The organism is Uliginosibacterium flavum (genome assembly GCF_040566545.1).
GTDB lineage: Bacteria > Pseudomonadota > Gammaproteobacteria > Burkholderiales > Rhodocyclaceae > Uliginosibacterium > Uliginosibacterium flavum.
The window spans coordinates 162,454-185,410 of record NZ_JBEWZI010000005.1 but is presented as its reverse complement, the minus strand read 5'-3'; the positions used below and the strand labels follow the sequence as shown (position 1 = coordinate 185,410).

Here is a 22,957-nt window from a genome sequence, read left to right as displayed (position 1 = left end):
ATAGCCGATCAGACCGTGGCTTCGATCTCGTTCTTGCTGGTGGAGCGGCGGAACTCGTCACACAGAACAACCACTTCGTGCGGATTTTCGCGTGCGCGAATCTGCTCGACCAGGGTTTCGAGATTCACGGACTCGAGATACTCGAACATACGACGATTCAGATTGCTCCACAGATCGTGAGTCATGCAGCGCTGCTGCGGACGCCCCTGACAGTCTTCCTTGCCTCCACATTGCGTGGTATCCAGTGGCTCATCAACGGCAACGATAATGTCAGCCACTGAAATTTCACCCAAGGTTTGCGCCAGACAATAGCCGCCACCCGGGCCGCGCACGCTGGAAACCAGACCGTGTCGGCGCAGCTTGCCGAACAGCTGCTCAAGGTAAGACAGGGAAATACTCTGACGCTCACTGATGCCAGCCAGCGTAACCGGACCCTTTTCCTGGCGCAGCGCCAGATCGATCATGGCGGTGACGGCGAAACGACCCTTGGTAGTAAGGCGCATTTGATGCTCCAATCTCTGCTGTGGTGTGTTTTTTAGACTGCCGCCGGGCTGGCTTGGCAATACTTGATTATTTTTATCAAGCTTACAATCCCCGAGTAAATCAGTCAACCATTAAAACCCCATTGCCCACATAGCTAACGCGAACGAATCCGAACTTGATGAACAACACTCTCCAGGCGTATCAACCGCCGCCCAACGAAGGCCTGAGGATCATTTTTGAAGACCAGGATCTGCTCGTCCTCGACAAGCCGAGCGGTCTGCTGTCCGTACCCGGACGTGGCGCCGAAAAGGCCGACTGTCTGATCCGCCGCGTCCAGCAACACTTTCCGGACGCCCTGATTGTGCACCGGCTCGACATGGAAACCTCCGGCCTGATTGTCATGGCCCGTAGCGCCGCAGTGCATCGCCAGCTCAGCATGCTTTTCGAGCAGCGTGCGGTCAGCAAGCGCTACGTCGCGGTGGTCGACGGCCAATTGCTGCCGGAAAGCGGCGAGGTAGACCTGCCCCTGAATGTGGATTGGCCCAATCGCCCCCTCCACATGGTTGATCATCAGAATGGCAAACCCTCGCAAACCCGCTATCTGCGCCTGGACTACGACGCGGTGCAGGATGTCAGTCGCGTCGAACTCGATCCGCTCACCGGACGCACCCACCAATTGCGGGTGCATATGCTGAGTCTGGGCCACCCGATCATTGGCGACGGCCTCTACGCCGACCCGGCGGCGCGCGCAAAAGCGTCTCGCCTTCTGCTGCACGCCGAGTGGCTCGCTTTTCCCCACCCGCTCAGTGGCGAGCCCTGCGAATTCCATGCGGAGGCAGACTTTTAGCGCGTTTCAGGCGAAAATGTGCGTCCTTTGCTCGAAACCTTCCGCATGAAGAAGCACTTGCGCCTGATGGCAGAACTTGCCGTCAATCTGTTCCTGCCCTGGCTGGCCTATACCCTGGCCAAACCGCATTACGGCGAGTTTGGTGCTCTGGTCGCGTCCTCCATTCCGCCCTTGCTGTGGAGTCTGGTCGAGCTGGCCTGGCATCGCCGTGTCGACGCGCTGAGCATGCTGGTCCTTGGCGGCATCGGCTTGTCCGTGCTGGCCATGGCACTGGGGGGCGATACGCGCCTGCTGTTGATCCGGGAGTCCCTGATTTCCGGCCTGATCGGTCTGGCTTTTCTGCTTTCTCTGCCGCTCAAACGCCCGCTGGTGTTCTATCTCGCTCGCGCCACCGTAGTCCGCCAAGACGCGGAGCATGGCGCAAACGATTTTCATGACTGGTTTGAAGAACCCGCCGCGCAGCGTGCCATTCGCGGCATTACCGCAGTCTGGGGCGTCGGCCTCACGGGCGAAGCTATTGTGCGGACCTGGATGGCCTTCCACTGGCCCACCGAGCGCGTTGTGGCCATCGCCCCGACGCTGGGCTACGCCGTCGCAGGCGCCATCGGCTTATGGACCTTCTGGTTCGTGCGCCGCCTGAAAACTCAAGATTCAAACAAGCCCAACTCTTCAGCTGACTCGGAATAATCCGATAAGTAGAGGACAATAGCGGGCTATCCCTTCCCCGGGCAGCATTCTTGCGCCCTATTCCGGTACAAAAACCATGACCGACACCGTCGAAACTTTCGCCGACCTGAAACTCTCTGCGTCGCTACTGCAGGCACTGGCTGACGTAGGCTACGAGACTCCGTCCCCGATTCAGGCTGCGTGCATCCCGATTCTGCTTGCAGGTGGCGACATTCTGGGCGAAGCCCAGACCGGCACCGGCAAAACCGCTGCCTTCGCCCTGCCTTTGCTGGAGCGCCTCGATCCGGCTGAGCGTCGCCCGCAAATTCTGGTCCTCACGCCGACGCGTGAATTGGCCATTCAGGTGGCCGAAGCCTTCCAGAAATATGCGCGCTATCTACGCGACTTCCATGTGCTGCCGATCTATGGCGGCCAGAGCATGGTCGTTCAGTTGCGCCAGCTCAGTCGCGGCGCGCAAGTCATCGTCGGCACCCCCGGCCGCGTCATGGATCACTTGGAGCGCAAGAGCCTCGATATCTCCAGCCTGAAAGCTGTGGTGCTCGACGAAGCCGATGAAATGCTGCGCATGGGCTTCATCGACGACGTCGAATGGATCCTGCAACACACGCCGGATACGCGTCAGACCGCCCTGTTCTCCGCCACCATGCCGGATGTGATCCGCCGCGTGGCCCACAAGTATCTGAAGACGCCGCAGGAAATCAAGATCAAGGCCTCCACCAGCACGGTCGCCACGACGCGTCAGCGTTACTGGCAGGTGCGCGGGGTGAACAAGCTCGACGCCCTGACCCGCATTCTGGAAGTCGAAGAGGATTTCGACGCGGCCATCATCTTCGTGCGCACCAAAATTGCCACGGAAGAACTCGCCGACAAGCTCGAAGCGCGTGGTTACGCCGCTGCCGCGATCAATGGCGACATGAACCAAGCCATGCGCGAACGGGTGATCGAACAACTCAAAGCCGGTTCCCTGGACATTCTGGTCGCCACCGACGTGGCGGCCCGCGGTATCGATGTGCCGCGCGTCACCCACGTCATCAACTACGACATTCCCTACGATACCGAAGCCTATGTGCACCGCATCGGCCGCACCGGGCGTGCCGGCCGCGTGGGCAACGCCATCCTGTTCGTCGCGCCGCGCGAGCGCGGCATGTTGCGCGCCATTGAACGTGCGACGCGTCAGCCCATCGAGCAGATCTCGCTGCCGACGCGTGAAGATGTCGAAGGCCGCCGCGTTTCACAACTGAAACAACAGGTCCTCGAAGCAATCAATGCCGAGGACATGCAGTATTTCTCGGAAGTGCTGGATCAATTGGCCGAAGAGAACGATCTGAGCGTCGAAGACATCGCGCCAGCGCTGCTCTTCATGGTGCAGAAAGATCGTCCGCTGCAAGTTGACGAACAAGGTTCCGGCTGGGCAGTGGCCACAGCACCGGCCGAAGCGCAGCCCAAGTTTGGCGAACGCGGCTATCCGGAGCGCAACGAGCGTGGGGATCGCAACGAACACAGCGATCGCCCGCAGCGCGAACGTGCGCCGAAATACGATTTCGGCGGCGCCGCGAGCGCGACCCAGCGTTATCGCATCGAAGTCGGTCGCAACCAGAATGCTTCGCCCAAGGAAATCGTCGGTGCGATTGCCAATGAAGGCGGCATCGACGGGCGCTTCATTGGCCAGATCGATCTCTTCCCCGACTTCAGCATTGTCGAACTGCCCGTCCTGCCCGAGCCCTTGCTTGGCGTCCTCAAGCGCACCCGCGTGCGCCAGTTGCCGCTGAACATCCGCCCCCTGGCCGAAGGTGAAGCCTACGAGCGCCCCGCCCGCGCCCCGCGCGAGCCGCGTGAAGAACGTCGCCCTTACGCCGGCAATTCCGAAAACCGTGGCGCGCCGCGTGATTTCCGTAACGACGCGCCACGCGATTTCGGTGGCGATACGGCCCGCAAGCCCTGGCAAGGCGACACCAGCCGCCCTGCCGCGCCGCGTGGTGGCGATGATCGTCCGCGCAGCCCGTTCAGCAACGAAGCGCCGCGTCGCAGTTTCGATGATCGTCCGCCACGTCCGCGTGAAGGCGGTGATCGCTTCGGTAGCAACAGTGGCAACGCAGACCGTCGCCCGCAGAGCGACGAACGTCGCCCTTACCCGCCGCGTGACAGCGCGGAGCGCAAGCCCTTTGACGGTCCCAAGCGCAACTTCAGCGGCCCGTCCGCCAGCAGTTTCGGTGACACACCGCCCAAGCGCAGTTTTGCCCCGCGTGACGAGGCTCCACGCCGCAGCTTCGACGAGCGCCCGGCCGCCCCGCGCGAAGGCTTTTCGAAGCCACCCTTCAGTCATGGCGACAAGCCCAAAACCGGTTTTTCCGGCGCCAAGAGCAGCTTCGCCGGCAAGCCGGGCAAACCCAAAAAGGGCTGGTAAGCAAGTCAAAGTCTTGCTGCCTGCAAAGCCGCACGCAGCAAGCCTTTACAGACACCCTGCTTGTACAGCCTTATGCATCAAGGCTGTACAAGCAGGGTGTTTGCACATCTAATACCGGAGCGGCTCTTCGGGCACACGCCTGCAGAGCCTGCACCTTTTAACAACACCTAACTTCGAACCTACCGCCACTTAAGCGCGCCCCGCCTTTCCCAGGAAATGGGACTCGATTTCTGGACAGATCTAAAATCTCTCAGCCCTCGACGCAAGCGCTCTTAGCGCGCGCCCCTGCCCGAAGGATCAACACAAGTTTCGCTCGAATCCGCCGTTGATATGGCTTGACGCACTGGCTGTAAAGCTGCCCGCACGCCTGTCGGGCCCTGCACGCCAAGCTCACTGGATTCATGTCACCTCACTTGCGCGAAAACCTTCGTCTGAACTTTCTCCTGGCGCTCACATACGTCGGCGGTGGCGCATTGGCGCTGCTTGTCGCCTTGCCGCCGGGCTTCGTTTCACCTTTGTTTCCGCCTGCAGGCATCGCCCTGGCTGCAGTGCTGGTGTATGGCTGGCGCGTAAGTGTCGGGCTGTATGTGGGCGCCGTGCTCGTGCAATACATGGCGCATATACATGCAGGGGCGATCACGATTCACCCCACGATGCTCGTGCTGGGCGGTTTCGGGCCGCTGGCGCAGGCACTGGCTGGGGCCTGGCTGATGCGCTGGCTGAAAATCTGGCCGGGCGGACTGGACAGTCCGCGTTGCACGCTGCTCTTCGTGTGCGTCGCCGCACCGCTCAGCAGCCTGATCAGTGCCAGCGTGGCAACACCCGTCCTCTTTGCTGCGGGCGCCTCAAACTGGACTCTCGCCTTCACCAACTGGAGCGCCTGGTGGGCCGGTGACACGCTGGGTGTGCTGCTGTTCACGCCGATCTGTCTGGCCATCATCGGCCTGCCAGTCCAGAACTGGCGCGGGCGCGGGCGCAGTGTGGCGCTCCCCTTACTGATCTGTGCCCAGGTGCTGGCGGGCGCGCTGATGTTCGTGCACCAGCGCGAAAAAAACCGCATTGCCGATGAATTCCAGCGCAATGCCGAGCATCTTGCCAACACGCTGCAGGCCCGTCTGGCGGCCCAGACCGACATGCTGATGGCGGTCGAACGCTTCACTTCGGTTTCACAAAAATTCTCCCGCGAAGACTGGAAACTGGTCACGACACCCTGGCTGGAACGCTATCCCGGCACGCAAAATCTGACCTGGAATCCTCTCGTTGTGCACGCGGAACGGGCACGTTTTGAAGCACGCCAACGTGCCAGTGGCTGGCCTGACTATCGCATCATGGATCGCGATGCCGCGGGCAAACGCAGCCCGGCGGCAGATGCACCAGACTATCTGCCGATCACCTATCTGGAACCCCTGGCCGGCAATCAGGCCGCGCTGGGCCTCAACCCCGCGTCCTACGACCTGCTGGCAAAAGCCATCCAGATGACGCGCGAAACGGGCTCCCCCGCAGCAACTGAAGCCGTGCGCCTGGTACAGGTGCTTGATGCGCCGCACAGCGTAGTGGTCTACCAGGCAATTTTCGAGCGGCAAGGGGATCCGGCCACGCCACTGCGTGGCATTGTTTCAATGGCTTTGCAGCTGGAAAATATCGTGAATTTCTCGCGCGAAACCTTGCCACGCGGCGATATCGAACTGTGCCTGGCCGACCGCAGCAACGCAACCGAACGACAACGCCTGTATGGTCCGCCCGGCTGCAGCAGCGCAAACTGGTTGGAGAAACGCCTGTTCCTGATGCGTCAGGTGCGTTTCGCTGACCGTGAATGGCAGATCCTGCTGCGCGCGGATGATCAATACGGCACGGCTTCGAGGAACTGGGCCTCCAGCGCCACGCTCGGTACTGCGCTATGTTTCGCGGGCATGCTCAGCGCCTTCCTGCTGCTGATGACCGGGCGCACCCGCCGCGTCGAAGAACAAGTTGCCCAGCGCACCACGGAACTGGCCAGTGCCACGGCCCAGTTGCGTGATCAGAAAGCCTCACTGGCCCAGGCCCAGCGGATTGCGCGCATGGGCAGCTGGGAGATCAGCAGCGGCGCGAGCAATTTGCATTGCTCGGAAGAATTCCGTCGCCTGCTCGATTTGCCCGCCGCTGGCCGCATCCTGCTCGGCGACGTGCTGATGCGCCTGCAACTGAGTGATCGCAGCCGTCTCGAAGAGGCCATCAAGGATGCCTGCCGCTCGCCCGAAACTTTTTCGCTGGATTGCAGCACGATCGCCAGTGGGGCAGAGACTCAGGTGTTGCACTTCCAGATCGAGAGCGAATGGATGATGGGCCGTCTGCTGCGCGTGCATGGCACGGTGCAGAACGTCACTGCTGCACGCCAGGCCGAGGCGCACATCCAGTATCTGGCGCGCTTCGACTCACTCACCGGCCTGCCCAACCGCAGCTACTGGCAGGAACTGGCTCGCACCGCTTTGAGCTCGGCGCGCCGCCACAAAGATCAGGCAGCCGTGCTCTTCCTCGATCTGGATCACTTCAAGACCATCAACGACTCCTTGGGCCACACCGTCGGCGACGAATTACTCGCCGGTGTTGCGAGCCGCCTCAAACACTGTCTGCGCGCCGAAGACGTGCTGGCGCGCCAGGGCGGCGATGAATTCGTGGTGCTACTGCCGCGTCTGAGCAATTTCGAGGAAATCGGCAATGTCGCCAGCAAACTGGTAAAAAGCCTGACAGCACCGCTGCAACTGCAGAGCCACGAACTGACCATTTCCGTGAGCATCGGCATCGCCCACTACCCCAGCGATGGCGACGACATCGAAACCCTGCTCAAACATGCTGACGTCGCGATGTACAGCGCCAAGCAGGCCGGGCGCAACAACTTCCAGTTCTTCGTACCCGAAATGAACCAGCGCGCGATGGTTCGCCTGCAGATGGAATCCGCCCTGCGCCGCGCCATCGAACGCGGCGAAATGATCCTGCACTACCAACCGCAAATGGAGCTGAGTAACGGACATATCAGCGGCTGCGAAGCCCTGGTGCGTTGGCAGGATCCGGTCAAGGGCATGATTCCTCCCATGGACTTCATCCCGCTGGCCGAAGAATCCGGCCTGATCCTGCCGCTGGGCGATTGGGTCATGCGCGAAGCCTGCCTGCAACAAGCGCGCTGGGCGGCCGAAGGCATCCATCTGAGCATGGCCATCAACATCTCCGCCCTGCAATTCCAGCAAGCTGATTTCGTTGAAAAAGTTGCGCGCATCATCAGCGAAACCGGCGCAAATCCGCGCGAAATCGAACTCGAAATCACCGAAAGCGCTCTGCTCGCTTCCACCGACGAACTGGTCGCGCAACTCGAACGCGTGCGCGCACTGGGCGTCACGCTGGCACTCGACGATTTCGGTACCGGTTACTCCTGCCTGGCCTATCTGAAGCGTTTGCCCATTGAACGCCTGAAGATCGACCGCTCCTTCGTCAAGGATCTGCCCGGCGATGCAGAAGATGCGGCGATTGCCTCTGCCACGCTGTCGATGGCCCGCGACCTGGGCATGGACGTGGTCGCCGAGGGCGTGGAAAACCAGGCCCAGTGCGACTACCTGATCGAACGCCGCTGCCGCTCGATCCAGGGCTACTTCATCAGCAAACCCCTGTCGGCTGACGCGCTGACTGCATGGTTGCGGGCTAGAGGATTGGCGCCGCTACCGCCTGCGGCGGACTGAGTGCGGCTGCCTTTGGCAGAGTGCTGAGCAATGAGTGCTGAGTGCTGAGTTAACATTTCCGCCGGCTATGCCGGCGCGTGTTCTTTGTAGAAAGCCCCCAAACCCTCGCGCATGGTCACTCTTCGGGCCGGCATGCCGAAGACTCAATACCATCAAGACTCTCCAGAACCCTTGCCCGCTCATGCCCATCGGGCGCGCCTCTTCAAGCACATCCCCTCAGCACTCAGAACTCATTGCTCAGCACTCTGCCGCGGGCAGCCGCACTCAGCACTCGGCCAAAGGCGGCAGCAGCGCTTGAATATCCACCGCATCGATCTGCTCAGGCAGCAGGAATTTTTCTGCGTAGTCCCGATACACGCCAGAGTGCAGGAAGAGCGCAAACAGCTCGGCATCCAGATGCTGCTCGCGCGCCATTCTGGCCATGATGCGCAGGGATTCGGACAAGGTTTTGGCGGGTTTGTAAGGGCGATCCGCCGCCGTCAGCGCTTCGAATACATCGGCAATTGCCATGATCCGCGCCGGGATGCTCATCTGCGCGCCGGTCAGCCGCTTCGGATAGCCACGTCCATCCATGCGTTCGTGGTGACCGCCAGCAATCTCCGGCACGCCTTTGAGGTGTCGGGGGAAAGGGAGGCGCTCAAGCATCATGATGGTCTGCACGATGTGATCATTGATGATGTAGCGCTCTTCGTCGGTCAGGGTGCCGCGTGAGACCGACAGGTTGTAGACCTCGCCACGATTGAACTTGTACAACGGCACCTCCAGATGAAAGCCCCAGAGGTTGTCGGCCGGGATGATCTCGCCGGGCGGGCGCGGCACCAGATGTTCGGGCTTGTCGGCCAGCAAGGGCTCCAGAGCCGGCAGACTGACCGCTGGCACGTTCTGCAGCTGGCGCTCTTCCTCACGCGACAAGCCGAGCCGATCGTCAATCGTGCGCTGCCAGCTGCGTTGTGCGATCAGGCGCAGACGTTCGATCTTGTCGGCATCCAGGAATTCGCCGCCCTTGTTGCATTCGGCGACGAAAGCGAACTCTTCATCCAGCGTGCGCCATACGGCGTGCAGACCCGCCAGTGCAGCCGGCGCAGGCGTGTGAGCACTCTGCTCCCTCCAGAATGCCACTTCCGCCTCGCGCTTGAGCAACTCAAAACGCATGCGCACTTCGTGAATCCGGTTGTAGAGAGATTCAAGTTTGGTCGCCTTGTCGACCACATATTCCGGCGTCGTGACCTTGCCGCAATCATGCAGCCACGCGCCGATATGAACGGCTTCACGGTCTTCTGCGCTGAGCTGGAAATCGCGGAAGGGGCCATCGCTGGCCTCAACCGCGGCATCGGCCAGCATGCGCGTGAGCACCGGCACGCGCTGGCAGTGGCCGCCGGTGTAAGGGCTCTTCGCATCTATAGCGCCGGCAAGCAACTGGATCATGGCTTCGAGCAGCGCTTTTTGGCTATCCACCAGACGCCGGGTTTCGATGGCCACCGCAGCAGTGGAAGACAGTGCCTCGATAAAGGCCACCAGCGGATCACGCCGGCCCTTGCGCTCCGGCTCGATCGGGCGGGCGAGCTCCAGCACGAGCACCCCGACAAACTCTTTCCCCAGCGTTTCCAGTGCCACCGCGAACAATTCCGGGCCATCAGCGCCGATCCGCCCGGCAAAACTGCTGCGCCGGATCGCAACCTGCACCACGGGGTGCGCATGATCGGTATCGCAGTCCAGACTCAGGGCATAGTCGACGCGGCTGTCCGCATCCGAACGATCCTGCGAGCGGCGCAACACCCGCGCGTCCGGCTCGTACAGATAAAGCGCACCGGAACGCGCCTGGGTCGCCAGCGCGACATCATCAAGTACCACGTCGAGCAGGCGCTCCAGACGCATTTCGGAATTGAGCGCCGCACTGACATCCAGAAAACGCGCAATCGTTGAGCGCATCTGGGCCGTAGCATTGGTCAGCAGATCCACTTCGGCAATCCGCGAGCGGCTCAGGCGCGAAGGCCGAAAATCGAAGCTCGCCACCAGTTTGGCTTCTTCAGCCAGCAGACGCAGAGGCTGGACGATACGCTGGGTAAGCCAGAAACCGGCAGGCACCGACAGGACGATCAAGCCAAGAGTAATGAATAACTGACGCTGCAACAGCTTGCGTGCCTCGCCAAACAGCTCCTCATCGGGCACCGCCATCAGTACCCGCAAGGCGCGCCCGTCGGCACGCAGCGCCAGCGGCACGGAGATCAGTTCCCACTCACGCGAGCCCTGTACGTAATGCAAACGCTGCACGCTATCGGCCGGCAGAGCCGCCGCCGCGCTCAAGGCCGGCATGGCCAGATCACCCACCTGAGCAAGGCGCAAGGCCCCGCCATTTTCTACGGCCACGAGCCGCTTGGCATCCTCCAGCGCCACGACCCGTTCATCGGCGTCAATGATCGCCACCAGCGAGCCAGGCGTGATTTTCAGATCGGCAATCTCGCGCCCCAGATCCTGCAGGGTCGCGTCAGCCCCCACCACGGCGCCGCCACTTTTGGCCTGACGTGCCAGCGTCGCACCGACCTGGCGCGTGGTGTAGAAAAGGTAGGGATCGGTAATGATCGCCTCCTGCTCCTGCATTGCCCGCGTGTACCAGCTTCGCTCACGCGGATCAAAAGCATAGGTGGGGCGCCGCTCGCGCCGCAGCAGACGCCCGGCCTTGTCATAGAACAGGAATTCACCCAGCCGCGCGCCATCGCCCTGCAGGCTCAGGGCCTGCACCATCAGGCTGGCCTCGGCCGGAGCCCGATACACCTGACGCAAGCTCGCTTCGCGCAAGGATCGGTACAGGATGAACTCGCCGTTGGCGTAGCCCGTATACCAGGCATCCATCAGGGGATTGGACGCCAGCACGGCCGCAGCCATCGGTACCGCCTGCAAGCGTTCGGGCAGGTTCGTGGCACGGGTGATCTGATGGTAGGCGAGCAGCTCAAGCTGGTTTTCGGCCGGCAGGAGAATGCCGCGGATCTTGTCTTTCAAGGAGCGCGAGACGTGCCGGATCGATTCGTCCACCGCCGAGGAAATCACCTCGCGCGTGCTGCGGTAGGAATTCCACGCCAGCACCAAGGCCACCATCAGCAGCAAAAAGGTGGAGCCCGCCGCCGCCAGCACATGCAGAGGAATCCTCAGATGGCGCTTTTCCGCAGATTCGAACGACATGGGGCAAGACTCCCTTCATGGAATTTCAAAACATGACAGCCCTTGTTTAACGGCAAACATGCTGCATAAATGAATTTTCATGCATTCAACCAGACAAGGGCACCGCCAGCTCGCGCCCTTCCGCCATGCTGCGCACCACCGCCTCGGTGAACTCCATGTATTTCACGCCGTCGGCAAACGAGGTGTGGCTGACCGGCTCGATACCACGAATCGCGTTGATGAACTCCTCTTCCACACGCCAGCCCCCGGCTTCGTCCGCCGGAATCGGCACGGCTTGCAAGGCCGCATCGCCCTTGCGTGCGCCATACAGGTGGCCGTCCGCAAAGCGCAGCGTGCCTTCCGAGCCGCACAGCACGATCTCGCTGGATTTCATCAGGCCCGTAACGGCCGATACCGTGAAAGTAGCCTGTGCGCCACACACCATGTCAGCCAGCACCACCACGTGTTCCGGCACCCGCACGGCACGCAGACGCCCTGCCGCATCGACGCGCTGGGTGACGAAAGTCCGGCCTTTGGCGGTCACCGAATTGGCCTCGCCGACCCAGCGCATCACGCTTTCATACCAGATCCCCAGACTCATCATGTTCAGGCCGGACAGATCCGCATCCTGCCGCCAGTTCAGCGGCGCAGCGGAATCGAGGAATTTGCCGTCAGCCACGCGCACTTCAATCGTCAGCAAGCGACCGAGAAAACCTTCGCGCAGCAGACGTTGCACCGTGCGATCCACGCCCAGCGTGTAAGGCGCCGGCACCACCTGGGCGATCAAGTCAGGCCGGGCCTGCGCCGCCACGAACATCTGGCGCGCCTCGGCCGCATTCATGGCGATGCGCGCTTCTGTCAGCACGTGTTTGCCCGCCGCCAATGCGGCCAGCGTGATTGGGCAATGCAGGTATGGCCAGGTGCCGATCATCACCGCGTCGATGCCGGAATCCTCCACCAGCGCGCGCCAGCTGTCCGCCACCTGCGGGATGGACAGTTCGCGAGCCACCTTCTCCGACGAGGCGCGCGAGCTGTTCACCACGCTCAACACCTCCACGCCCGGCTGCGCACGCAGGCCCGGAATATGTTTGTCGCGGGTATTGGCGCCCGCCCCGACTACACCCACCCGAATCACTTGCTTGCCTGAAGTCATCTCGCCTCTCCGATTTCAGCCGTATGCTGGCAAGCTTGAAGCCTACGCTCAGGGAGAGATAAATGAATCCGGATTTCCACGCAGTTGCCCTTGTGATCAACACCGACGGCATGGGAGATGACAAAAATGCGGACAATAACGCGGACAACGCCGCGGGCGATCACAGCCTGCGCCATCGCCTGCTCACCACTTACCTGAAAACGCTGATCGAGCTGGAAACACCGCCGCAGTCCATCCTGCTGTATGCGGCGGGGGTGAAGATAGCGACCCACGCCTCGGCTTGCCGTGCAGAGCTTACCCAGCTGCGCGAAGCCGGCAGTCAGATCATCGCCTGCCGCACCTGTCTGGATTTCTACGGCCTGATGGATCAGGTGCCGGAAGCCGAAATCGGCAACATGCTGCGGATCATCGAAGCACAAAGCCTGGCGGCGAAAGTGATCACCTTGTAGACCCGCATGCAGCGGGCGTCTTCAGCCACCCCGCAGCAAGAAAGCCACTGCGCGCGGCTCTTCGGGTAGGCTGTCGCAAGAAAGCCACTGCGAGCCGCTCTTCAGGCACCCTCTGATCTCGCTGCAAGCCGTAAAAACACGGATATCGGGCAAGCCCGGTTCTGGTCATAATTCGCAACTTGTCGTATTTTTTCGCCTGCATCCCGCCACACACTCTGGAGAACTATCTTGAAACTGAACCGCATCGCATTGAGCCTCGTCCTGCTGGGCCTCACCGCTGCCGCCCAGGCAGATCTCACCGTCAAGCTCGGCGCTGCCGGCCCGCTCACTGGCCCGATTGCCCACATCGGCAAGGATGGCGAAAACGGCATCCGCCTGGCCATCGAAGACGCCAACGCCAAGGGCATCACCATCGGCGGCCAGAAAATCAAGTTCGAACTGCTCAGCGAAGACGACCAGGCTGACCCGCGCACGGCCACCACCGTTGCCCAGCGTCTGGTAGATGCCGGCGTCAAGGGCGTGATCGGCCACGTCACCTCCGGCGCCTCGATCCCCGCATCGCGCGTGTACGAGCAGGCCGGCCTGCCCGTCATCACCCCATCTTCGACCAGCCCGGTGCTGACCCAACAGGGTTTCAAGGTCACCTACCGCGTCATCGCCAACGACCTGCAGCAGGCCGAAGCCATGGCCAATTACGCGGTCAAGAAGCTCGGCCTGAAGAAGATCGCCGTCATCGACGACCGCACCGCCTACGGCCAGGGTCTGGCCGATGCGCTCGCCAACGCCATGAAGAAGCTCGGCGCCCAAGTGGTCGGACGTGAGTTCACCAACGACAAGGCCACCGACTTCATGGCCATCCTGACCAAGCTCAAAGCCAAGAATCCGGACGCCATCTTCTACGGCGGCATGGACGCCCAAGGCAGCCCGCTGCTGCGCCAGCTGCGTCAGCTCGGCATGAGCGCCACCTTCCTGTCCGGTGACGGCCTGTGCACCTCGGAAATGCTCAAACTCTCCGCCAAGGAACTCGACCAACGCGTGTTCTGCACTCAGGCCGGCATCCCGATGGATAAGATGCCTGGTGGCGCCAAGTTCAAGGAGCGCTTCAAACAGCGTTACAACGGCGAAGTGCAGCTCTACGCCCCGTACAATTACGACGCCGCCACCGCCCTGATCGAAGCCATGAAAGCCGCCAACTCGGTCGAACCCGCCAAGTACCTGCCGGCGCTGAAAGCGCTGAACATCAAGGGCATCACCGGCAACATCGCCTTCGACGCCAAGGGTGACATCAAGGAAGGCGGCGTAACGTTCTATTCCTACAAGGACGGCAAATGGGTGGCCGCTGAATAAGCGCCTCTGTTGCAGACATGAAAAAGCCCCGCAAGGGGCTTTTTTACGTCAGGACATCACAAAATCCGTTCAGCCAAAACCTCCAGCCAGAGCCGCCAAACAACAGCGGACCAAGCCCGAAGTCCCCAGACGTGTGTGCTGCCCGCCACACCACGCAGCATAAGAACTCTGCACGATGATATTTCGGTGCACAATGCCGAGACTTAAACCACTTCAGCACTGTGGAAATGTAAGACCCACTGTGTCAACAGATCCGCAGCACATAGACCGGAATCGGAGACAAGAAATGAGAGAAATCGCACCCTGGCCCGATTTCGAGGGGCACCCGATCATGGAAGGCGACCGCATCATTCACCCCTCCGGTGACAGCGGCTTCGTCGTACACATTCCCGATGCATCGGATGACACAGAGCGCTGGCGCGTCGACTATGGCCACGGCAGTACCCGCAGCCTGCTCATCGAGGTTGGCGAAAAAGGTCGGGCGACAGTGGTTGATGAAACCGGAAGCGCCCAGTAATGCCTCGCCAATGCCCGAGGCCAGGGCTTGAACAAAGCTTGGTGAGTCCTTGAAAACAAAACGCCCCGCAAGTCGGGGCGTTTTGTTGTGAGGATAACTGACTAGCCTTTGCGGTCGGTCAGCCTTTGGCAATGCAGACTTTTAACGATTAAGCTAAGGAGCCGGCTTCGCCGATCCCAGCGAACTAAGTAACCGCTTTGAGCGCATTGTTGGGAGTCACTTTCACGAACTCTCCTGCCTGTACCTAGACCAATGGAGCGGTCGTGGAACATTGTCTGAGAATGCCTCATGGTATAGGCGATGGACGTGTTCGCAGAGCTCCAAAATTTGAGCAAGGAGCAGCGTCTCTTGCCACTCCCTGTCGATAAATGTGATCTCTGGAGATTTCCCTAATTGAAATGAGCCGTGCGTAAGCGCGTTGCGGATGTGCTGGACCAAGGTGTCCTCGCCACATTTGATGTTACCGGCCCGATAGATATCTCGGAACGCCCGAAGCGGGGAGTTTTCTGGAACATCGTCCAAGCCCCGCTCAAGATGCTCGCTCCTCATGTAACAGAGAGTAGAAAAGACCATAAAGACTGCCGATGCTCTGAGGCGACCACCTCGAATCACTTGGGCAGGAATATCCGGAGGCCCTCGGAAATCGATGTCTGGATTGCTCAGATCATGACTCGCGGCTACGCATTGGAACGCAGTTTGGAACTTCGCGTTATCGATGCTCAAATTCTGAATGAGAAGGCTAGCGCGTAGATCGTCATTCGACACCGCCCGAAGACGCTCAAGAAGTGGTGCGATGTCCATGAGTACTTCCTTGTGATCCCAAACTTGTTATAGAAAGCAGTTTTGCCTTTAATCATCGGCGCGCGCTCCCTATCATGGCGCAGCCGAATGGCGAAGAATTGCTTGCAGATTGCATTTCCATCATTCTGCTGCATTGCTGAACAGCATCAACAGAGTCGTGAAAAGCAGCGGCAAACTTAGGCCAAAAAACCCGGCTCAGCGCTCGCTTTTGGCGACTACAGTGACCCCTCAACCTACGCCACCCAAAAACTCCCCGCCGGCTAGCCAGGCGAGGTTTTCATTTTTCCGAGTCCCCAGTTCCAAGTCCCCAGTTCCGAATTTCAAGTTCCAAGTTCCGAGCTCCGGTTCTCCGCCCCTTGCGCACACCGCAGCAAGCGCTGACTGCTGAGCGCAACGGGCTGAAACAAAGTCACCAGCGTCGCCATCAACTGCTCGGCCCGCCCGGTGTTATCGGCCGAGTAGTTGCACACATACACATCCAGCGTGACCACGCCGAATTCTGGCCAGGTGTGCAGGGCGACATGTGATTCGGCGAGCAGCACGGTGCCGGTCACGCCGCCGGGCTGGGCGCCGTTATCGGGAAAGCGGTGAAAGGCTTCGCCGACGACCGTCAGCCCTGCCGCCAGCACTGCACTGCGCAACTGTTGCGTCAGAGCCGCCACGTCGCTGAGCAGGCCGGGCGCACAGGCACAGCCCTGCAGATCGGCAACGAGGTGCAGGCCTTGCATGGAGGCGGTCGGGGCGTGAATCATGAATATTCCATCAGGGTCGATTGGGCGCAGGCGAATGGTGGCACAAAACGGCTATTCCGGTCGCGACTTCGAGCCTGCCTGCAGAGCCGCACGGCGCCTTGCTGTGCAGCCATCCATGCTGAAGATATCCGGCTGACGGGCCTGAGCGAGACGAGCACCTGAAGAAGTCCGCCCGGAGAGGCTCTTAGAGGCTACACGCCCCTCACCCGGCGCTTTGCGCCACCCTATCAAGGATTCTGCCAGAGCGCCCCCGTGCTCCATGAAAAACGCCCGCTAGCGCGGTGCGCGAGCGGGCGTTCGATCCGGCAAAAAACCCGAAAATCAGGTCGATTCGGCTTCCATCTTGATGGCACCACAGGGGCATTCTTCAACGCAGACACCGCAACCCTTGCAGTAGTCGTAGTTGAATTCAAAACCCTTGCCCGCGCCGAGCTTGATCACGGCATTGTCCGGACAGACGCCGTAGCAGTTATCGCACTCGAAGCAGTTGCCGCAAGAGAGACAGCGGCGCGCTTCGAACAGCGCGTTGTCTTCATGCAGACCGCCCTGTACTTCATCGAAGGTGCTCTGACGACGGATGATGTCCAGCATCGGACGCACCGTCTTGTCGGCATCGGTGTAGTACCAGGGGTTGAGCTTCTCGTAGTTGGCCAGCTCGGCCTTCGGCGGCTTGATGTAAGTCGTGCCGTTCAGCCAGGCGTTGATATGACGTGCGGCAAGCTTGCCGTGGCCGATACCGACGGTGACGGTACGGTCCGACGGCACCATGTCGCCACCGGCGAAGATACCGGCGTGACCCGTCATCATGTTGTCACCAACCTTGACTACGCCATCTTCGAAAGTCAGATCCGGCACGCCGTTGAGCAGGCCCAGATCGACGTCCTGACCCAGGGCCAGAATCACCGAATCGGCTTCCAGCGTGTCGAATTCGCCGGTCGGCACGGGCTTGCCGTGTTCGTCCAGCTCCATCTTCTCGACCTGGATAGCGCCTTCACCGACGTGCTTGATGGTGGACAGCCAGCGCATCAGCACGCCTTCCTGCAGCGCTTCTTCAACTTCGAAGTCGTGCGCAGGCATTTTGTCGCGAGTGCGGCGATAGACGATGATGGCCTCTTCGGCGCCCAGGCGTTTGGCGGTACGCGCCATGTCGATGGCGGTGTTGCCACCGCCATACACGACCACGCGCCGGCCCAGCAGCGGCTTGTCCTCACCTTCCATGCTGCGCAGCACGGACACGGCGTCGAGGATCTTGGCCGATTCAGCAGCCGGAATGGCGGTGCGCTTGGCGATGTGAGCGCCCACGGCGAGGAAGGAGGCGTCGAACTTTTCTTCCTTCATCGTATCGAGGATGCTGTCGACCTTGGTGTTCAGACGCAGCTCGACCCCCGTGTCGACGATGCGCTGCACTTCGGCTTCCAGCACTTCGCGCGGCAGACGATATTTCGGAATACCGAAACGCATCATGCCACCGGCCAGCGGACCGGCTTCGAAGATCACGACCTGGTGACCCATGCGCCGCAGTTGATACGCCGCGGACAGGCCCGAAGGACCTGCACCGACCACGAGGATGCGCTTGCCGGTTTCTTTCGCCGGCTTGTCGAACTTCCAGCCCAGCTTGATGGCTTCGTCGCCGAGGAAACGCTCGACCGAATTGATGCCCACGGCCGAATCCAGCTGACCTCGGTTACACGCACCTTCACAGGGGTGATAACAGACGCGCCCCATCACGGCCGGCATGGGATTGTCTTGCGTCAGGTGGCGCCAGGCGGCTTCGTAGTCACCACTTTCGGCATGGTAGAGCCAACCCTGGGTGTCTTCACCCGCCGGACAGGCGTTGTTGCACGGCGGCATGCGCTTGATGTATTCCGGGCGATAGGTGCGCCAGGAGCCCGTCTTGTTGGCCAGCGAAGAGCCAACATTGAGGGTGATTGCAAAAGGTTTAGTCATTGTTTAAAGCTCCGTTTCCGCTTTACTTGTGCTCGCTGCCGGCAAAGCCGACAGTTGCCTTGTCTTCGCCGAGCAGACCGAATTTACGGATATTCCGGTCGGCCATCTCCTGGAAGCGCGCAATCAGCTCCAGTTGCGGCGTTTTGCCGAACAGGTGGGCAAAACGCTTCTGCAAGCGCAGATAGGCTTCCACCGGCTGCTTCTGGCGGATCTTCGAGACATTCGTCACTTCGCCGTACTCGGCTTCAAAGACCGGGAACAGACCGGTTTCCTTGGCCAGACGGGCGAGCTTGATGGTGTCGCAAGAGGCCGAACCCCAGCCCAGCGGACACGGCACGAAGATGTGGATGTAGCGTGCGCCGCGCATGCCCATAGCCTTGGTGACCTTGTATTCCAGGTCACGCAGGTCGGATACCGAAGCGGTGGCTACATACGGAATGCCGTGCGCCATGGCGATCAGCGGTACGTTCTTGCCCTGCCCCCAATCGTTACCCGGATGCTCACCCACCGGCATGGTGGTGGCGGTGCGGGCAGCTGGCGGCGTAGCGCTTGAACGCTGCACACCGGTGTTCATGTAGGCCTGGTTGTCGTAACAGATGTAGAGCACATCATCGTTACGCTCGAACATGCCGGACAAACAGCCGAAGCCGATATCGGTGGTGCCACCGTCACCGCCCTGGGCGATCACACGCACATCGCTGAGCTTCTGACCGGCCTTCTGCGCGCGGATCTTGGCAGCCGCAGCCACGCCGGTCGCCACTGCTGCGGCATTGCCGAACAGCGAATGGATCCATGGAATCTGCCAGGAGGTTTCCGGATAAGGCGTGGAAAACACTTCCAGACAGCCCGTGGCATTCACGGCGATGAGCTGGTTATTGGTGGCACGCATGGCCGCGTCGATCGCATACCGTGCGCCGAGCGCCTCGCCACAGCCCTGACAGGCGCGGTGACCGGAGTTCAGCGAGTTGGTGCGTTCGATTTCCGACTGCACCGAGCGTTGCTCGGGCGGCAGCAGGCGATTGCCGACGGTGAAGGTGCCGGTCTGGTAAAACTTGACGTCTTGGTGTCCCATGTCCGCTCTCCTCAACCGACGCTCGACTTGGTGGTACCCAGGTCGCGCAGAATGTTTTCAGCAATCGGGCCGGAGCGACGGGTCGTGCGCTCGCGGTCCAGTTCCTTGTTGACGATGTTCCAGTCCAGATCAAGGAAGTGCAGGGATTCGAGCTGGTCATGCATGGCCATGCGGAACACGCGGTGCAGCGAGGAACGGGTGATGTTGCGCCCGCCCAGACCGGCCACGACCGTGTAGATACGCTTGTCGAGGCCATCCAGCGCCATGCGCACGTCGGTGGCGACGATACCGCCGATGCCGACTGCCAGGCTCTTCTCCAGCACGACGATGCGCTTGGCGTGCGACAGCGCACGACGAATCGCCGAGACCGGGAAAGGACGGAAAGAATTGATGCCGAGCACGCCGATGGAAATGCCATCAGCCCGCATCTCGTCAACCGTATCCTTGATCGTGCCAAGTACGGAGCCCAGTGCGATGACCACGGTTTCTGCGTCTTCCAGCAGGTAGGGGCGAACCAGACCACCGGAATCACGGCCGAAGATTTCTTCGAACTCTTTGGATATTTTCGGAATCAGTTCCAGCGCCTGCATCTGCTTGGCATGCGCCAGGAAGCGCACTTCCGAGAACGCTTCCGGCCCGACCATGGCGCCAATCGATACCGGTGCGGCCGGATCAAGGATCTGGCGTGGCGAGTATGGCGGCAGGAATTTGTCGACCTGCTCCTGCGTCGGAATATCGACGCGTTCGTAGGCGTGGGTCAGGATAAAACCGTCCATACAGACCATCACAGGCAGGCTCAGCTCTTCAGCCAGCTTGAAAGCCTGAATGTGCAGATCGGCGGCTTCCTGATTGGTTTCGGCGAAGACCTGGATCCAGCCGCAATCGCGCTGACTCATCGAGTCGGAGTGATCGTTCCAGATGTTGATCGGCGCACCGATGGCCCGGTTGGCCACGGTCATGACAATCGGCAAGCCCAGACCGGAGGCGTTATAAACCGCCTCGACCATGAACAGCAAACCTTGCGAAGCCGTTGCCGTATAAGTACGGGCGCCAGCTGCCGAAGAACCGATAGCCACCGACATGGCAGCGAATTCGGATTCAACGTTGATGTACTCGCAATCCTTGATATGACCGGCCTTGGTCATCTCACCCAGACCTTCAACGATGTGGGTTTGCGGTGAAATCGGGTAGGCACAGATCACTTCCGGGCGCGACAGCGCCACGGCTTCCGCAACTGCGTGCGAACCTTCACATTGCTTAAGCATGCGCAGCCTCCATGGCGGCTTTGGCGATGTTATAGGCTTCGGTGGCAGCGGCAATATTGCCCTCAGCCACCTTGCCAGAGAATTTGTCACGAATGGCTGCAATCACCGAATCCAGCGAAATCACGCCGGAAACCGCAGCAAACGCACCCAGCAAGGGAACGTTGGGCGCATTGCGACCCACATGCTTGAGGCTCAGATCGGTAGCCGATACCGTCACCACGCGCTCGGCACGGAAGCGCTGGGTAAATTCAGCAAGCCCCAGTTCTTCGAGCGTGTGATTGGTGTTGAGCACCACATAACCGTTTTCAGACAAACCGGAAAACACATCGACCTGATGCAGCAAAGTGCAATCCTGAATGATCAATGCATCGGGTTCCATCACCGGCTCGCGCAGCCGGATCTCTTTGTCGGCGATACGACAGAAAGCCACAACCGGCGCTCCTGTCCGTTCCGAGCCAAAGCTGGGAAAAGCCTGTGCGTGGCGACCTTCAAGAAAAGCCGCTATCGACAACATCTCTGCGCCGGTCACTACCCCTTGACCGCCACGACCGTGAATCCTGACCTGGAACATTCCTATCTCCCTGCTGTGAGACTAGTTGCTCTATTACGAAGACTTCCTGCGTAGCGCCAATCGCTACGGGAGGCCTCCTGCTGGTCGCCAAGAAACACTCTTCAAGGCGATGTACGGAAACTATTGCAAGTTGATGAAATTCTCTATGCGCCACATCAAGTTTTCGGGCTTACCCGTACATAAATCATGGTTATTTTGCGTGCGGCGGCGTATGTGGGCCGGGCCAGTCGTGGCTTGCAAGCAAAGCTGCCTGCAGAAGCCCGCCGGACAGGGCTCTACAGACAGGGGCTGTGCACAAGCCCGCCACATGCGCTTCTTCAGGCAGCAGACCCGTTAAACCTAGAAACCTCCGTTAACCGCTTCGATTCATGGGGAAATTCAGGCAGGTGCAGGGTTTTATCGCCCTGACAGCGCTCACCATTTAGGTGAGGACGCTACACCCCCGATTGAACCGCGCTGCCGCACGCCGGCGGCGTTGCTTCTCCTTGCGGGCAAAGGCCCGCTGCGTCGGCGCGCCTTGCCAACGCACCGCAGCGCAGCCCACTCGGGGGCGTCCAACGGAGGTTTCTAGGTTAAATGCAAAAAAGCCCGCCGGCATCCAGAGATGTGGGCGGGCTCTTGCCAGATCTGGCAGGCTTACTTCATTTCTTTGTACAGCAAGCCAAGGATCTGTTTGGCCGAAGCCGCTGGTGCGGCAGCACCTTCCTTGTTCAGCAGACGCACCACCGTCTGCTGGCCGTCGGCGACAGCCTCGACACGGAATTGATTGGTACCGGTTTCTTTCTTGCTGCCCCAGGAGAACATGCGCGCAAACCAGCCATCACGTTCCTTCTGGGTCGTCGCATCTTCCGTCGCGATATAACGCACCAGATAAGCCGACTTGGCGCGATCCCGATCCTCTACCACCACACCGCTGCGATCCAGCGCCAGACCCAACTGACGCCAGGCGCGATCCAACGGCTCGTTAACCGTCAGTTGCAGAACGCCATCTGCTGCATTGCCAAGCTGGGCGCGCTCGGCAACTGGCGCTTTGGCTTCAACGACAGCCTTCTGTGCAACCTTCTCCTCAGTTCCCAGACGCACCATCAGGCGCTGCAGCATTTCAGCTTCAAGCGCCGGATCATTGGCGCGCGGCTCCCAGTGCGTACCGTCCTGATTACCACTATTGCGCACCTCGATCATGCCGCGGTGGCTGATGTAGATTTCAACCGCGCCAGGCTGCGCAGTCGTTTCCATGCGGAGACGGTACTTGTCGCGCTCACCGGTGCTGTAGCGAGTCCCCAATGCCTTGCTCAGCAAATCCTGAATCGGATCCCCCTGGATCTTGGCGTGATTTTCGGCCCACTCGGTTTCCATCAAGCCAGCCTGGGCATTCTCCGAGACCAACACGAAGCCCAGATCTTTCCAGTAATTCTGCAACTGTGGCCACAACGCGGAAGTGCTCATTCCTTGCACAACCAGCCAGCGCTCATTACCGACACGTTCGATGCGGATGTTGCCCGTCGTCGTCGCACCGGACTGCACCGTGCCTGCCGTCGCAGCATTTGTTGCCGCAGGTGTTGCATAGGTCGACGCGGTAACGGATGCGCGCTGCCCTGCCGCCGGCACTACATAACGATCATCACGTGCCGGCGCAATCAGATCCGGCGGAACGATCAGTGAATTTTTCTTGCTGTCAGTATCCGCACCCGGCGTGCTGTAGCTAACGCCGGGTTTTTCATTTTTCGATCCCCCACAGGCCGCCAACAGCAGCGCAAGGACAGATCCAGCCAGTACGGCACGGGAAGTTGAACGCATCA

At 60.6% G+C, this 22,957-nt stretch carries 16 protein-coding genes; 7 read left to right on the top strand and 9 right to left on the bottom strand.

The genetic code is table 11. The annotated features are described in order from the left end of the window. Positions 1–8 precede the first annotated feature (8 nt). Entirely contained in the window at positions 9–503 is a 495-nt protein-coding gene (locus tag ABXR19_RS06640) for a Fe-S cluster assembly transcription factor (protein WP_354600322.1), read from the bottom strand. Positions 504–661: 158 nt separating this feature from the next. Here ABXR19_RS06640 and ABXR19_RS06635 point away from each other — a divergent pair, with 158 nt between their 5' ends. From ABXR19_RS06635 to ABXR19_RS06620, 4 genes are all read left to right on the top strand, one after another. After that, positions 662–1,330 carry an RluA family pseudouridine synthase gene (locus tag ABXR19_RS06635; RefSeq protein WP_354600321.1) on the top strand — a complete coding sequence of 223 codons (669 nt, stop codon included), beginning with the start codon at positions 662–664 and terminating at the stop codon, positions 1,328–1,330. Positions 1,331–1,348: 18 nt separating this feature from the next. Then, entirely contained in the window at positions 1,349–2,017 is a 669-nt protein-coding gene (locus ABXR19_RS06630) for a VC0807 family protein (protein WP_354600320.1), read from the top strand. A gap of 76 nt (positions 2,018–2,093) precedes the next feature. Continuing rightward, positions 2,094–4,421 (top strand): DEAD/DEAH box helicase, encoded by a 2,328-nt coding sequence (locus tag ABXR19_RS06625; protein ID WP_435594301.1) that lies wholly within the window; start codon positions 2,094–2,096, stop codon positions 4,419–4,421. Between the two features lie 401 nt (positions 4,422–4,822). After that, the gene (locus ABXR19_RS06620; RefSeq protein WP_354600319.1) at positions 4,823–8,128 is read left to right on the top strand and encodes an EAL domain-containing protein; all 3,306 of its coding nucleotides are present in this window, start codon (positions 4,823–4,825) and stop codon (positions 8,126–8,128) included. A 264-nt stretch (positions 8,129–8,392) separates the two neighbouring features. Here ABXR19_RS06620 and ABXR19_RS06615 read toward each other — a convergent pair whose 3' ends face one another. Together ABXR19_RS06615 and ABXR19_RS06610 are read right to left on the bottom strand one after the other, a co-directional pair. Continuing rightward, a complete protein-coding gene (locus ABXR19_RS06615) occupies positions 8,393–11,305 on the bottom strand; it encodes an HD domain-containing phosphohydrolase (protein ID WP_354600318.1) in 2,913 nt (970 codons plus the stop codon). A gap of 85 nt (positions 11,306–11,390) precedes the next feature. Then, positions 11,391–12,437, bottom strand: coding sequence for a Gfo/Idh/MocA family protein (locus ABXR19_RS06610; RefSeq protein ID WP_354600317.1), 1,047 nt, complete (start codon positions 12,435–12,437; stop codon positions 11,391–11,393). A 62-nt stretch (positions 12,438–12,499) separates the two neighbouring features. Between ABXR19_RS06610 and ABXR19_RS06605 the strand changes: the two genes are divergently transcribed. From ABXR19_RS06605 to ABXR19_RS06595, 3 genes are all read left to right on the top strand, one after another. Then, on the top strand, positions 12,500–12,886 hold the full coding sequence (locus ABXR19_RS06605) for a DsrE family protein (protein WP_354600316.1): 387 nt from the start codon (positions 12,500–12,502) through the stop codon (positions 12,884–12,886). A 228-nt stretch (positions 12,887–13,114) separates the two neighbouring features. Next, on the top strand, positions 13,115–14,233 hold the full coding sequence (locus ABXR19_RS06600) for a branched-chain amino acid ABC transporter substrate-binding protein (protein WP_354600315.1): 1,119 nt from the start codon (positions 13,115–13,117) through the stop codon (positions 14,231–14,233). A gap of 286 nt (positions 14,234–14,519) precedes the next feature. After that, positions 14,520–14,750, top strand: a complete 231-nt coding sequence (locus ABXR19_RS06595) for a hypothetical protein (RefSeq protein ID WP_354600314.1) — start codon at positions 14,520–14,522, stop codon at positions 14,748–14,750. 1,121 nt (positions 14,751–15,871) lie between these two features. Here ABXR19_RS06595 and speD read toward each other — a convergent pair. The 6 genes from speD to bamC all read right to left on the bottom strand — a co-directional run bounded on the left by speD (position 15,872) and on the right by bamC (position 22,955). After that, positions 15,872–16,303, bottom strand: coding sequence for an adenosylmethionine decarboxylase (speD, locus tag ABXR19_RS06590; protein ID WP_354600313.1), 432 nt, complete (start codon positions 16,301–16,303; stop codon positions 15,872–15,874). 321 nt (positions 16,304–16,624) lie between these two features. Continuing rightward, the gene (locus tag ABXR19_RS06585; RefSeq protein WP_354600312.1) at positions 16,625–18,250 is read right to left on the bottom strand and encodes an NAD(P)-binding protein; all 1,626 of its coding nucleotides are present in this window, start codon (positions 18,248–18,250) and stop codon (positions 16,625–16,627) included. A gap of 22 nt (positions 18,251–18,272) precedes the next feature. After that, the gene (locus ABXR19_RS06580; RefSeq protein WP_354600311.1) at positions 18,273–19,322 is read right to left on the bottom strand and encodes a thiamine pyrophosphate-dependent enzyme; all 1,050 of its coding nucleotides are present in this window, start codon (positions 19,320–19,322) and stop codon (positions 18,273–18,275) included. 11 nt (positions 19,323–19,333) lie between these two features. After that, the gene (locus ABXR19_RS06575) at positions 19,334–20,587 is read right to left on the bottom strand and encodes a transketolase C-terminal domain-containing protein (RefSeq protein WP_354600310.1); all 1,254 of its coding nucleotides are present in this window, start codon (positions 20,585–20,587) and stop codon (positions 19,334–19,336) included. Continuing rightward, complete coding sequence (locus ABXR19_RS06570) at positions 20,580–21,158, bottom strand: 2-oxoacid:acceptor oxidoreductase family protein (protein WP_354600309.1); 579 nt, start codon at positions 21,156–21,158, stop codon at positions 20,580–20,582. Before ABXR19_RS06570 ends, ABXR19_RS06575 begins: the two co-directional genes overlap by 8 nt. Before the next feature lie 636 nt (positions 21,159–21,794). After that, positions 21,795–22,955, bottom strand: coding sequence for an NlpB/DapX family lipoprotein (gene bamC, locus ABXR19_RS06565; RefSeq protein ID WP_354600308.1), 1,161 nt, complete (start codon positions 22,953–22,955; stop codon positions 21,795–21,797). Between the last annotated feature and the right edge of the window lie 2 nt (positions 22,956–22,957).

Bases quoted from the DNA above. Each gene is read 5' to 3' on its own strand.
- ABXR19_RS06615 (WP_354600318.1), bottom strand. From the start codon at position 11,305: ATGTCGTTCGAATCTGCGGAAAAGCGCCATCTGAGGATTCCTCTGCAT.
- bamC (WP_354600308.1), bottom strand. From the start codon at position 22,955: ATGCGTTCAACTTCCCGTGCCGTACTGGCTGGATCTGTCCTTGCGCTG.
- ABXR19_RS06625 (WP_435594301.1), top strand. From the start codon at position 2,094: ATGACCGACACCGTCGAAACTTTCGCCGACCTGAAACTCTCTGCGTCG.
- ABXR19_RS06640 (WP_354600322.1), bottom strand. From the start codon at position 503: ATGCGCCTTACTACCAAGGGTCGTTTCGCCGTCACCGCCATGATCGAT.
- ABXR19_RS06610 (WP_354600317.1), bottom strand. From the start codon at position 12,437: ATGACTTCAGGCAAGCAAGTGATTCGGGTGGGTGTAGTCGGGGCGGGC.
- ABXR19_RS06620 (WP_354600319.1), top strand. From the start codon at position 4,823: ATGTCACCTCACTTGCGCGAAAACCTTCGTCTGAACTTTCTCCTGGCG.
- ABXR19_RS06570 (WP_354600309.1), bottom strand. From the start codon at position 21,158: ATGTTCCAGGTCAGGATTCACGGTCGTGGCGGTCAAGGGGTAGTGACC.
- ABXR19_RS06595 (WP_354600314.1), top strand. From the start codon at position 14,520: ATGAGAGAAATCGCACCCTGGCCCGATTTCGAGGGGCACCCGATCATG.
- ABXR19_RS06635 (WP_354600321.1), top strand. From the start codon at position 662: ATGAACAACACTCTCCAGGCGTATCAACCGCCGCCCAACGAAGGCCTG.
- ABXR19_RS06585 (WP_354600312.1), bottom strand. From the start codon at position 18,250: ATGACTAAACCTTTTGCAATCACCCTCAATGTTGGCTCTTCGCTGGCC.
- ABXR19_RS06580 (WP_354600311.1), bottom strand. From the start codon at position 19,322: ATGGGACACCAAGACGTCAAGTTTTACCAGACCGGCACCTTCACCGTC.
- ABXR19_RS06575 (WP_354600310.1), bottom strand. From the start codon at position 20,587: ATGCTTAAGCAATGTGAAGGTTCGCACGCAGTTGCGGAAGCCGTGGCG.
- speD (WP_354600313.1), bottom strand. From the start codon at position 16,303: ATGATTCACGCCCCGACCGCCTCCATGCAAGGCCTGCACCTCGTTGCC.
- ABXR19_RS06605 (WP_354600316.1), top strand. From the start codon at position 12,500: ATGAATCCGGATTTCCACGCAGTTGCCCTTGTGATCAACACCGACGGC.